Raw genomic sequence first — 12,559 nt, 5'->3', positions numbered from 1 at the left:
CGTTCAAGCAGAGGCTTGAACGTCTCTCTTCGCGGAAAAAATTGTTTTCAGGTTCGGTAAGATCACAAAGTCCGCACCCCGCTTGACGAGGCAGTCGATATAGTCCGCACGCCAGCGCATGCCGACGCTCGGTGGATTTTCCCGCGACGCTCGGCTGAGTGTCGTGACTTCATGCACCTTGTCCGTCCGGACGCCGACAAGCGTCGGCTCCCCCTCGATGTCCAGTTCGACGACGATGATGCGGCTGTCGATGGTCGTCCCCGTCGCTTCCATTCCGAAGGCAAGGCGAATGTCGGCAAGCGGAATGACCTTGCCGCGAAAATTGATGACGCTGCCGACGAAGGGCCTTGCCCCCGGCACCGCAGTTTCGGGCAGGAGATCGAGGATTTCCTGAACCATGGTGGCGTCGAAGGCGAAAGTCTCGCCGGCGAGGTCGAAGGTCAGGACCTCGCGGTCGTCATTGTCGCCCCACTGGTCGACGGTCTGCTGAGCCACTGATTTCATCCGGCCGCGCGCAACTGCGCCTCCTGTTGTTGTCCGGCAGCCACCAGATGGGCGACGTCCAGGATGAGCGCCACGTTGCCGTCGCCGAGAATGGTCGCGCCCGAGAAGGTTGCGACGTCATGATGAAGCTTGGAGAGGGACTTGATCACGGTCTGGTGGTCGCCGATGATCTGGTCGACGACGAGGCCGACGCGCTCAGCGCCTGTCGAAATGACGACGATCTTCTGGAACGGATCCGGTTGGGTCCGCGTAAAGAACAGTTCCCGCAACCGGATGAACGGCACGAGATTGTCGCGCAGCGAGATGAAGCTGCGGCCACGCGAACGCATGTCGTCTTCCGGGGAGAGCTCCAGGCATTCTTCGACGGCAGACAGCGGGATGACATAGGCGCCCGTCCCGACCCGAACCAGGAGCCCGTCGATGATCGCGAGCGTCAGCGGGATCCGGAGGGAGATTTCCGAGCCGTTGCCCGGCGTGCTGGTGACTTCGATCGCCCCGCGCAGCGCCTCGACCGTCTTCTTCACCACGTCCATTCCGACGCCACGGCCGGAAAGATTGGTGATCTGCTGGGCCGTCGAGAAGCCGGGCTGGAAGATCAACTGCAACAGTTCCTGGTCGGTGAGGGCGGCACCCGGCTGGATGAGGCCCGAGGCCTCGGCCTTGGCGCGAACCCTTTCGCGATTGATGCCGCGACCGTCGTCCTTGACGGTGATGATGACTTCACCGCCCGACTGGCGTGCCGACAGAAGCACGCGCCCCGCTTCCGGCTTGCCGGCGGCCCGGCGTTCGTCGGGCGTCTCGAGACCATGGTCGATCGAATTGCGCACGAGGTGGACCAGCGGATCGGCCAGGCGGTCGATCACCGTCTTGTCGACTTCGGTGGTTTCGCCCTCGGTTTCGAGCTCGATGACCTTGCCCGTCTCGCGCGAGAGGTCGTGGACGAGGCGGCGGAAACGGCCGAACAGGCTCGCGACCGGCATCATGCGCAGGACCATCATCGTGTCGCGCAATTCGCCGGAAAGCCGTTCGATGTCTTCCGAGACGGCACGAAGCTGGATCTCGATGCTGGCATCGGCAAGCTGCGACAGCCGCGACTGGGCGATCACCAGTTCGCCGACGCGGTCCATGAGCTCGTCGAGACGCTCTGCCGGGACGCGGACATTTTCCGAAGCCTTGGCCTGCTTCTGTTCGGCAGCGGCCGGCTGAGAAGCGGGAACGGGCGCGACGGGCCGCTGTCTTGCCGGTGCAACCTCCGCTACCGCAGCAGCAGACGACACGACTGGCTCGACCGCGGCGGTGGCCGGCGCCGCAGCGCGAAGGATCGGTTCGATCGACAGCTCCATATCGTCCATGACGAAGATGAAGACGTCCTCTACCGCGGCGCGATCCGCGTCCGTCATCACCTCGACGGTCCAGCCGAGATGAATGTCGGAGGGGTTCAGCGCCTCGAGCGGAGGAAGCTTGCTCTTGTCGACGGTCACGCGGCAGGCGCCGAGATCCCGCAATTCGTCGAGCAGTCCGAGCGGATTGGTTCCGTTGGCCATGGCATTGGCCGGCAGACGGAAGCGGACGATCCAGCCGGCCCGATCTTCCTCGCGCTTCGCTGGAGCCTCGGCGAACTTGGTCTCGGGGACGGGAGATGTGGCAGTGTGGGTGCCACCGTCGACCGCGGCATGAAGCGTATCGAGCAGGGCGCTGCTCTTGGCGTCGTGGTCACCCAAGGGCGTCTCGATGAGGGCCCGCATGTGGTCCTGCGCGGCCAGCACCGCCGCAACCAGTTCCTGGCTTGCCGGCACATCGCCCTTGCGGACCCGGTCGAAGGCGGTTTCGCAGTGATGGGTAAAGGCGGCCAGGGCATCGAAGCCGAACATGGCGCCCGAGCCCTTGAGCGTGTGAAGGCCGCGGAAGACCGCGTCGATCTGATCCTTGTCGTCGAGCCTGTGAGTCAGGTCGAGGAGGCCGATCTCGATCTGCTCGAGCAGTTCGGCAGCCTCCGTGAGAAAGACGGCAATCGGATCGGTTCCACTCATTTGCCGAGGACTTTCCTGGTGATCTTGACGAGGTTTTCAGGATCGAAGGGCTTGGTCAGCCATCCCGTCGCGCCCGCTGCCTTGGCCTGTGCCTTGATCTCGCCGTCGGACTCGGTGGTAAGGAAGATGACCGGCACGCCCGTATGCGCCGGCATCTTGCGCAACTCCCGGATCATCGTCAGCCCGTCCATGTTCGGCATGTTGAGATCGGTGACGATCAGATCGAACGTACCGGCCGAAAGCTTGGCAATCCCGTCGGCTCCATCAACCGCTTCCGTCACCGTGTAGCCGGCATTCGCCAGCGCAATCTTCGTCGTCATCCGGATACTGGCGGAATCGTCGACGGTCAGGATATGTGCACTCATAGGGCGGTTTCCTTGTGAAGCCAGAACAGTGCGTCCTCCTCGGACGCGGTCTCGATGAAGCCGCCGCGTTCGAGCACATCGAGCAGCACTCCGCTGGCAGGCCGAGACATGGAAAGCGACTTGCCGTTCGCCCCGGCGTGAAGGCGCGCAGACTCGACGAGTTGCACGAAACTGAGGTCGACCTCGACTGCGTCGGCGACATCGATCTCAACCGACCGGCCGGAAGAAAACGCAGGAATTATATCAGAAAAGAGACTGGATATATTTCTTATATTTGTAGTTTTTTCTAATTTTACTACAATACAATTTTGATTTTCGTCAGACATTACTTCGAATCATCCAACAGAGGATCGATATTTGTCCAAATCTTGGCGGGCGCCGGTTAACGAGGTGTGAATGTCGTATGCGACTTTTCAGGTCCAAAAACGTGCATGCGAAAACAATGCACGACCTAAGGATGTTTCATTAACCAAGGCGTTCGTTATTTTCCCATTTTTATCATGATGTTAATTCACGCGGGCGAATGCTGCATCACAGGTTCGGTCAACGGGACAGCGGCGCCAAATCCTTAACAATGGGGAAGCGGCGCGCCAATCACCCTTAAGAATCTATAGTAAAACAAAGCGACCTTTAAATTAGAAAAACAAAAAAGACTATTGCCGCGGAGAAGAAGAAGTGCCGGTCATCCAGAAAGTGGCTCTAGCCACAACCGTCGAATTCGCCACAGGCCTCTCCGCAGAGTTGGAGAACGCCCGATCCCGGATCGAAACCCGCTTCCTCGAAGGTGGTACGGTCCTGCTTACCGTACTCGACACTGTGTCCAAGATGATCGACACGCTCGACGCGATGATGGGCCAGTTGAGCGGAGAGGCGGCGGACCGGACCAGGGACGATCTTGCCCGCATCATGAAGAGACTCACCGAGCTCCCGAGACTGGAAGAGAACCGCCAGCGGAGCCTGGCGCGGATTGGCGAAATCGAGCGTGACCTCGCAAACGAAGTGGGACGCATGCGCGAGACGCTGCGCTATCTCCGGACCTTTGCCGTCACAGCCAAGATCACCGGCGCCGGGATCAGTGAATTTGCCGGCTTTGCCGAAGAGATTATCGAACGCATCCGCTACGGCAGTGAACAGGTCGAAGGCTTCTCCGCCAACCTGGTCGACCTCTCGCAACAGTTGAAGCCGGCCGCAGGCCGTGGCCAGCAGATTCTCAGAAGCTACCGCGACCTTGTACCGAGCATCGCCGCTGATCTCGGACGCGGTTCGGGGCAGCTCGCAGAACACCACAGGCAGCTCGCCGTGGCCGCACAATCGGTTCGCAGGCTCGCCGGCACCGTCCAGGGAAAACTGGCGACCGTTCTGTCCGCAATGCAGATCGGCGACATCACCCGCCAGCGGATCGAACACTGCCAGTCGAGCCTCACCATCATCGATGACTATCTCGATGGTGACGGGGGCCGGGCGCTGTCCGGGGATCAGAAGGCCAGGCTCCGGGCAAGCGTCTTCACTCTCGTGCAGCGGCAGCTCGATCAGACCCGCGCCGATTTTGCCCGCGATACCGCGAAGATCGTCTCGACCGTCGGCAGCTTCAACGCCGACATCGCCTCGATCCTTTCACTCCACGCGGGTATGAATGACGATGAGGGCACGGGCAACAGCCTGATCCGTCAGCTCGAAGCCGGCGTTGCCAGCGCGCAGGACGTCGTCCGGACCGTCACGGCATCAGCCTTGGAATCCGACGAGTTGAGCCGAAGCACCGGCCAGATCGTCCGCGAATTGCTCGAAGGCATCGAAATCGTCCGCGTCGTACGCACCGATATCCAGTACATGGCGCTCAACACCAATCTGCGCTGCAGCCGGATCGGCGAGGAGGGTCGCGCGATCAATGTCGTGACCGCGGAACTCCGCGCCTTTGCGGGTCAGATGGACGAAAGCGCGGAAAACATTCTCTCCCACCTCCATGAACTCGGCACCTGCGCCGACGCGCTGTCCGGTGTGGCCGACGCTTCGAGCGAGCCAGAGACGGATCTCGATGCGCAACTCGGCGGCACGCTGGAGAGCATTCGCGAGGCCGCCGAACGCATGGAATCAAGCCTCGCGATGGTCGACCAGCAAGGCCAGGGAGCGGCCGAGCAGATGCAGAACACCATCCGCAAGCTCGACTTCCAGGCGGAACTCGGCGAGATCCTCGATCGCTGCGCCGAACAGATCGCCGAGGAAGCGCCGGCGGCCCTCCCCGACACTTCGGATATCGAAGGCCCCATGATCGAAGTCGGTGCCGACATCGGCCGGCTCTACACCATGGCTGCCGAGCGTGAATTGCATGCCGACATCTTCGGCGCGCCCCCGGCAGCCGCCATCAACCAGGCGACTGCCGGCACAGGCGTGCCTGCATCTGACGAGGAACTTTTCGAAGACGCTCTCTTTTGAGGCCGCCAGGCCAGACCGACTGCCAGGTTCCGCATGATGCGGCCTTTTTCGCCCGAAATGTCGATGTCCCTTCGGCGGACGAGCCATTCAGAAAAATTCATTGCGGAGACCCTCATGCGCGTTATTGCCATTGACGACAGCGCGGCCGTTCTGGCCCTGCTCCGTCATATCGTCGGGCAGATCGACGACTGCGACGTGCGTACCTTTCTGAAGCCGGAAGAAGCCCTGGACCACGTCGCCCGGGAAACGCCGGACCTGGTTCTCGTCGATTACACCATGCCGGTGCTGAACGGTGTCGACGTCATCCGTCGCATCCGAAGCCGGCCCTCGACCGCCGACGTGCCGATCATCATGATCACCTCCGAACGGGAAAATGTGATCAAGATCGCCGCGATCGAAGCCGGCGCGACCGAATTTCTCGGCAAGCCCTTCGACGCCGCCGAACTGACGCTCCGTGTCAGGAACCAGCTGAATCTGCGTCGCGCCCAGCGCGCCCTTGCTGAACGGGCGCAATCATTGGAACGGGACGTCGAGGCCGGCCTGAAGCGCATCGAGAGCCAGGAGAAGGAGATCATCTGGCGCCTGTCGAAAGCGATCGGCTGCCGTGACGGCGAAACCGGCAGTCACCTGGAACGGGTCGCCGCGGTTGCCCAGTTGATCGCAGAGGAACTCGGGCTCGGCGAGGAGCGCTCCCGCATCATCTATCTCGCAAGCCCCTTGCATGACGTGGGCAAGATCGGCGTGCGGGACGGTGTGCTGCTGAAGCCGGGTGCCTTCACGCCGGAGGAACGGCTCGAGATGCAGCGCCACACGGAATACGGCGCCGAGATCCTTTCGGGTAGCCAGTCCGAATTGATCAGGACCGCGGAACGGATTGCCGCAAGCCACCACGAGAAATGGGATGGCACCGGCTACCCGAAGGGGCTTGCGGGCCCGGTCATTCCGCTCGAGGCCCGCATCGTCGCGGTGGCCGACGTGTTTGACGCCCTGAGCTCGGAACGCCCCTACAAGCCGGCCTGGCCGCTCGAGATCGCCCGCCACGAAATCGTCAACGGCTCGGGAAAGCACTTCGATCCCGCCTGTGTCGAGGCCTTCTGCAATCGCTGGGTTGAGATCCGTGAGCTTTATCTCTCGGACCGTACCGGGGTCCCCTCATCGCCTGCAGAAGCGGGTCCGGACGAAAGCTGGCCGGAACAACAGGTCCCGATGCGGCGATATTCATCGAAGTAACCGCACATGGCGGCCGCACCGGCTCCGTGCGCGTCCGCAATCGGCAAAGCCGGAAGCCGACGTCAGGTCACGGCGCCGACCTGCCAGGGCACGAACTCGTTGTCGCCATATTCGAATTCCTCGCTCCGCGTCTTCTTGCCAGACGCCACCGCGATCACCTCCTCGAAGATCCGTTGGCCCGCCGCCTCGATCGTGTCCTCGCCCGAAACGATGTCGCCGCAGTTGAGGTCCATGTCTTCCTGCATGTGCCGGTACATTTCGGAATTCGTGGCAATCTTGATGCACGGCGCCGGCTTGAAGCCCGAGACCGAGCCGCGACCGGTGGTGAAGCAGATGACGTTGCAGCCGCCGGCCACCTGGCCGGTGACGGCCACCGGGTCATAGCCGGGCGTATCCATGAACACGAAGCCGGGTTCAGTGATCATCTCGGCATACTCGTAGACGGCCGAAAGCGGCATCGAGCCACCCTTGGCGACGGCGCCCAGGGATTTTTCGAGAATGGTGGTGAGCCCGCCGAGCTTGTTGCCGAAGGACGGATTATTGTTGAGTTCGTCGCCGTTGCGGGCCGTATACTGGCGCCACCACTCGATGCGATCGAGCAGCTTGCGCGCGACATCGGCATTGACCGCACGCCGGGTCAGCAGGTGTTCCGCACCATAGATCTCAGGCGTTTCGGCCAGCACCGTCGTCGCACCGTGACAAACCAGCATGTCGGAAGCGAAGCCAAGCGCCGGATTGGCCGAAATTCCGGAATAGCCGTCGGACCCGCCGCATTCGAGCGCGAGCTTGATGCCGGAAAGCGGCTGTGGTGTGCGCCCGACCGAATTGACGATCGGCAGCATTTCGTTGATCGCCTCGCAGGCGGCCTCGATGGTCTTGCGCGTGCCGCCCGTCTGCTGGATCGTCATCGTCCGCAGAAGCGTGCCTTCGGCCAGCTTGTAGTGTTCCAGGATCGGCGCGATCTGGTTGGTCTCGCAGCCGAGGCCAATCATTAGGATGCCGCCGAAATTCGGATGACGGGCATAGCCCTGGATGGTCCGGGTGAGGATCCGGTAGCCCTCAGACTTGGTGTTGATCGCGCAGCCGCTGCCATGGGTCAGCGCGACGACGCCATCGACATTGGGAAAGCCGTCGAGCCCGTGATGCCGATTGAAATGCTCCGCCACATAGCGGGACACGGTGGCCGAACAGTTCACCGACGAGATGATGCCGATATAGTTGCGGGTCCCGACGCCGCCCGGTCCGCGGTCGAAGCCCATGAAGGTGCGCCGCTCGGCTTCCGGCAGAAGAGCGGGTCCTGCCACGCCGCCGAAATCGTAGTCGTGATGGGCATCGATCATGTCCAGATTGTGCAGGTGGACATGGTCGCCCGCCTCGATGGGTGCGGAGGCGACCCCGATCACCTGGCCGAACTTCAGCACTTCCTTGCCCTTCGGGATCGCATGCAGCGCGATCTTGTGTCCGCGGCCGATCTGGCTTCTTGCGACAAGGCCTTCCGGTCCGGCTGCCGCGCCGGCCGGAATGACCTTGCGGGCGACACCGACGTCGTCGGCGGCATTGAGGATGATGATCGGCGAAACGGCATCGGACATCACCGGGCCTCCCTGAAACTTGAGAAATGAAGACATCGTACCGCGACCCGCCGCGGTGTCACGCCTTACGGATACTGGGCACCGGTGGCCGTCGTGTACACGGCATAAAGCGACCGCGTCGCCGTGATGAAGAGGCGATTACGCCGCGGCCCGCCGAAGGTCAGGTTGGCAACCGTCTGTGGCACGAGGATCTTGCCGAGCAGCGTGCCGTCCGGCGCGAAGCAATGCACGCCATCACCGGCCGAGGTCCAGACATTGCCGGCGATGTCGACGCGAAAACCGTCGGGAATGCCGTTGTCCAGGTCGCAGAAGACGCGCCCGTTTTCGAGCCTGGTGCCGTCGACCACGTCGAAGACGCGGATATGGCTCGGAGCCGTCTCATCATGGCTTCGGGCGGAATCGGCCACATAGAGCTTGGTCTCGTCGGGCGAGAAGGCGAGCCCGTTCGGCTGGCGAAAGTCGTCGACCACGACCGACAACGTACCCGTCGCGGGATCGAGCCTGTAGACGTTGCGGGTCGGCTGTTCGGGCTCGGCCTGGTAGCCCTCGTAGTTGGAGAGGATGCCGTAGGTCGGATCGGTGAACCACACGCTGCCATCGGCTTTCACGACGACATCGTTCGGAGCATTCAGACGCCGGCTCTGATAGCTGTCGGCAAGAACGGTGATCCGCCCGTCGATTTCCGTGCGGGTGACGCGCCGGCCGCCGTGTTCGCAGGTGACGAGCCTCCCCTCTCGGTCTCGTGTGTTGCCGTTCGCAAAGTTCGACGGCGCCCGGAAGACGGAGACCCCGTGTCCCGGCACGTAGCGCAACATGCGCTGGTTCGGAATGTCGCTGAACACGAGGCAGTCGAGATCACCGAACCAGACCGGTCCCTCGGCCCAGCGGCAGCCGGAATAGAGCTCTTCGAGGCCGGCGCTTGCGACGATCAACTGCCTGAAGCGCGGGTCGCGGATCTCGTAGATCGAGGATTGGGCAGTCACCATGGCTTGATTTCCGAAAAGCTGGAGAAGGAATTGGAGTGCAATGTTAGGCTCCCCGCTGCGGCCGGCTGGCGACGAGGATGACGGTGAAGATGATAAGGCCGGTGAGGATCAACCGGATGCCGGCGCCGAAACCATAGGTGTTGAGCATCGAGACGACCAGGAACATGAACAGCGACGCGCCCCATATGCCCGGCACATTGGAATTTCCGCCGGCGACCGCCGAACCGCCGATGACCACGACGGCGATCGACATGAGCAAATATTCCGAGCCCATGTTGAGTGCCGCACCGCCGGAGAAGCTCGCCAGGAGGTACCCGCAGACCGCGGCCAGCACGGCGCACAGCACATAGGTAAGCAGCCGGCTTCCGTCGACCGGGATTCCGGCCATCCTGGCCGCGAAGCGGCTCTGGCCGATCGCCGAGATCCAGCGGCCGAAGACGGCACGGTCGAGCAACCACCAGACGACGACCGACAGCAGAAGCGCGACGAGCGCCATATTGGGGACGCCGAATGACGTCGACGTGGTGAACTCCGCCAAAAGTTCCGGCGGCTTGATGCGCAGACCGCGATTGTACCAGATGGCCGAGGACTGCACGATGAAGCTCATCGACAGCGTCGCGATGATCGGCGGAATACGAAGGATCTTGATCAGCGCATAGTTGAGCATGCCGACCACGATGCCGATCATGACCGCGATGAGGAGCCCGACGACGATCATCGCGTCCTGCCCGTCCATCAGCTTGAGTGCGATGGTACCGGAAAGCGTCATTGTCGCCGGAACGGAGAGGTCGACATTGCCGGGTCCAAGCGTGATGACCAGCATCTGCCCGAGGCCGACGATCACGGAAAAAGCCGCAAAGGTCAGGGCCGCCTGCGACAGGCCCGCCGAACTCGCGCCGCCCGTGAAGAGAACAGTGACGATCCAGGTGGCAATTGCGGCGACGAAGGACCAGATCCAGGCCTTGCCGAAGAGCGCGGTAACGCGGGTCATGGCTGCTTCTCCTCCTGGCTGCGACGGTTGAGCACCAGCCGAAGCCCGAGCACGATGATGAGGATCGCTCCCTGCGCGCCGATCTGCCAGTCGGGCGAGATGCGCAGGAAGGAAAGGAAGGAGCCCGCAAGCGTCAGCGTGAGCGCGCCGATGACCGCTCCGACCGGCGACACCCGGCCACCGACGAATTCACCGCCGCCGAGGATCACGCCGGCGATCGAAAGCAGCGTGTAGCGAAGGGCGATGTTAGCGTCGGCCGAAGTCGTGAGCCCGACGAGTGCGATGCCGGAAAGCACCGCGAAGAAGCCCGCGGCGGCATAGGTCGCCCCCTTGATCCACAGCACCGACCAGCCGGCGCGGGCAACCGACCGCGCATTGCCGCCCACCCCGCGCATCAGCACGCCGAAGGTGGTGCGCATCACCAGGAGATGGGCGCAGACGGCGATCAGGATACTGGCGATGATCGCCATCGGCACGAAGGGCGGCTTGGACACCATGACCGCACGCAGCCAGGCCGGCGCTTCGCCGCCCGGTGCCGGCAGGATGATCACGGCAAGCCCGCCCCAGACGAAGCTCATGCCAAGCGTCACGACGATCGACGGCAGGTCGCGCAGGTGGATGATCATGCCGAGCGCCGCATAGGTGGCAATTGCGGCTCCGAGGATCGCAATGGCGATGAAGGGCGCGGTCGGCATGTAGACCGCGGTGACGCAGGCGGCAAAGCTGACGAAGGTGCCGATCGACAGGTCGAGGTCGTTAACTGCGATGATCAGCATCTGCGCGATGGTCGCGAGCGCAATCGGCACGGCCAGATTGAAGAGCAGGTTGAGGCCGGTATAGCCCATGGCCCGCGGCTGGATGTAAAAGACTGCCGCAAGCAGGACGGCAAGCGATACGGCCGGCAACATCAGGCGCAGCGTATTGGCGGAGGGGGCCCTCATGCGGCCTCTCCCGAAAACGATGCGGCAAGGACGTTCTTCTCCTCGATCTCCGACCCGGCAAGTTCGGCGACGATGGCTCCGTCGCGGAAGACATAGACGCGATCGCAAAGGCAGATCTCGTCCATCTCGGTCGAATACCAGACGAATGTCCGACCAGCCTCGGCCTCCGCACGCAGGATGGCATAGACCTCCTGCTTGGTGCCGATATCGACACCGCGCATCGGGTCATCCATCAGCACGATCTCGGCGCGGGTCGCGAGCGCGCGTGCAAACAGCACCTTCTGCTGGTTGCCACCCGAAAGAGAGAGAATGGGATTGCCCATGTCGGGCGTGCGGATTTCCATGCGTTTCTTCCAGTCCGTGCCGAGCGCCTGCTCGCCTCGTGCATCGATCGTCGACATCCGCGAGAGGTGCGGCAGGCTGCCGATCGACAGGTTCTTCAGGATGCTCCAGAGCGGAAATGTGCCGTTGAGGGCACGGTCGCCGGCGACGAAGGCGATCGCATCGCCGTGACCAGGAAGCCAGTTGCTGCTGCGATCGCGAAAGAGGTCGAGCAGCATGTCCGTCTGTCCATGGCCGCCGAGACCGGCCAGCCCGATGATCTCTCCCTTGCGGGCCTTGAACGCGATATGCGAGCCGAAGGCAGGCGACCGCTCGATGGAAAGCGGCGCGTCGGCCAGGGCACGGGCGCCGCCCCGAGCACGCTCCTTGACCACGCTGCCCATGGCCTCGACGAGGCTATGGACGGTGAATTCTGCCGCCGGTCGCGAAGCCACGACCCGCCCATCCTTCATCACGACGATGCGGCTCGAGGTCGACAGGATTTCGCCGAGGATATGTGAAATCAGAAGCACCGCCCCGCCGGCCGCCACGTAGCGGCGCACATGGGCAAGCAGTTGTTCGGCAAGCCCCGCGTCCAGCGACGATGTCGGCTCGTCCAGGATGACGAGTTTCGGCGTGTCGGTGACCGCGGCAAAGGTGATGGCGATCTCGACCATCTGCCGCTCGGCGATCGAAAGCTCGCCGACGGTCGATGTGCAGTCGATGTGGTTGCCGGGGAAGATTTCATCGAGCTTGGCGCGAATGAGGGAAAGCGCCCGCTTGCGCCAGCCGAAGCCGGACAGTCCGGCATGCATCACGCGGGTGTTCTCGACGATCGTCAGGTTCGGGCAGAGCGACAGCTCCTGGAACACGCAGCGCACGCCGTTCGCCCGCGCCGTCGCAATCCCACCCGAGCCAGTCGTGCCGCCATAGCCGATGGTGCCCTGATGCGGCAGGAGCCCGCCGTTGATGACGTTGACGATGGTCGACTTGCCGGCGCCGTTATGGCCGACAAGACCAAGAGCCTCGCCGGGCATGATCGACAGATCGACGCCATCCAAAGCCTTGACCGCGCCAAACTCGACCTTGATTCCGCGAGCGGAGACGACCGCCTGGTGATCGGCTTCGATACTCATGCCTTTAGCCACTGCCTGTCCGAAAGCTTCGTG

Annotated in this window: 11 protein-coding genes; 2 read left to right on the top strand and 9 right to left on the bottom strand. The window is 62.9% G+C overall.

Going from position 1 to position 12,559, the window contains the following annotated elements; translation table 11 throughout:
• Positions 1-3 precede the first annotated feature (3 nt).
• From ACX93L_RS19455 to ACX93L_RS19440, 4 genes are read right to left on the bottom strand one after another with little or no spacing between them, the layout of a single operon-like run.
• Positions 4-504, bottom strand: coding sequence for a chemotaxis protein CheW (locus ACX93L_RS19455; protein WP_169594379.1), 501 nt, complete (start codon positions 502-504; stop codon positions 4-6).
• Positions 501-2,534: a chemotaxis protein CheA gene (locus tag ACX93L_RS19450; protein WP_459406367.1), complete on the bottom strand. Its 2,034-nt coding sequence runs from the start codon at positions 2,532-2,534 to the stop codon at positions 501-503. Before ACX93L_RS19450 ends, ACX93L_RS19455 begins: the two co-directional genes overlap by 4 nt.
• Positions 2,531-2,899, bottom strand: a complete 369-nt coding sequence (locus ACX93L_RS19445; protein ID WP_459406366.1) for a response regulator — start codon at positions 2,897-2,899, stop codon at positions 2,531-2,533. Before ACX93L_RS19445 ends, ACX93L_RS19450 begins: the two co-directional genes overlap by 4 nt.
• Positions 2,896-3,225, bottom strand: a complete 330-nt coding sequence (locus tag ACX93L_RS19440; protein ID WP_459406365.1) for an STAS domain-containing protein — start codon at positions 3,223-3,225, stop codon at positions 2,896-2,898. Before ACX93L_RS19440 ends, ACX93L_RS19445 begins: the two co-directional genes overlap by 4 nt.
• Positions 3,226-3,592: 367 nt before the next feature.
• On the opposite strand from ACX93L_RS19440, the gene ACX93L_RS19435 reads away from it, so the two are divergent.
• Positions 3,593-5,329, top strand: a complete 1,737-nt coding sequence (locus ACX93L_RS19435) for a chemotaxis protein (RefSeq protein WP_459406364.1) — start codon at positions 3,593-3,595, stop codon at positions 5,327-5,329.
• Positions 5,330-5,443: 114 nt separating this feature from the next.
• Positions 5,444-6,559 (top strand): HD-GYP domain-containing protein, encoded by a 1,116-nt coding sequence (locus ACX93L_RS19430; protein ID WP_459406363.1) that lies wholly within the window; start codon positions 5,444-5,446, stop codon positions 6,557-6,559.
• A 62-nt stretch (positions 6,560-6,621) separates the two neighbouring features.
• Here ACX93L_RS19430 and ACX93L_RS19425 read toward each other — a convergent pair whose 3' ends face one another.
• The 5 genes from ACX93L_RS19425 to ACX93L_RS19405 form a co-directional block, all read right to left on the bottom strand.
• Positions 6,622-8,151: a UxaA family hydrolase gene (locus ACX93L_RS19425; RefSeq protein ID WP_459406362.1), complete on the bottom strand. Its 1,530-nt coding sequence runs from the start codon at positions 8,149-8,151 to the stop codon at positions 6,622-6,624.
• A 65-nt stretch (positions 8,152-8,216) separates the two neighbouring features.
• The gene (locus ACX93L_RS19420) at positions 8,217-9,137 is read right to left on the bottom strand and encodes an SMP-30/gluconolactonase/LRE family protein (protein ID WP_459406361.1); all 921 of its coding nucleotides are present in this window, start codon (positions 9,135-9,137) and stop codon (positions 8,217-8,219) included.
• Between the two features lie 43 nt (positions 9,138-9,180).
• A complete protein-coding gene (locus ACX93L_RS19415; protein ID WP_459406360.1) occupies positions 9,181-10,128 on the bottom strand; it encodes an ABC transporter permease in 948 nt (315 codons plus the stop codon).
• Positions 10,125-11,069: an ABC transporter permease gene (locus ACX93L_RS19410; protein ID WP_459406359.1), complete on the bottom strand. Its 945-nt coding sequence runs from the start codon at positions 11,067-11,069 to the stop codon at positions 10,125-10,127. The genes ACX93L_RS19415 and ACX93L_RS19410 overlap by 4 nt, the downstream gene beginning before the upstream one ends.
• A complete protein-coding gene (locus tag ACX93L_RS19405) occupies positions 11,066-12,526 on the bottom strand; it encodes an ATP-binding cassette domain-containing protein (RefSeq protein WP_459406358.1) in 1,461 nt (486 codons plus the stop codon). The genes ACX93L_RS19410 and ACX93L_RS19405 overlap by 4 nt, the downstream gene beginning before the upstream one ends.
• Positions 12,527-12,559 lie beyond the last annotated feature (33 nt).

Source organism: Rhizobium sp. CAU 1783 (assembly GCF_054551725.1).
Note: the sequence above shows the minus strand (reverse complement) of the source record. Positions and strands in the feature narration are given on the sequence as shown.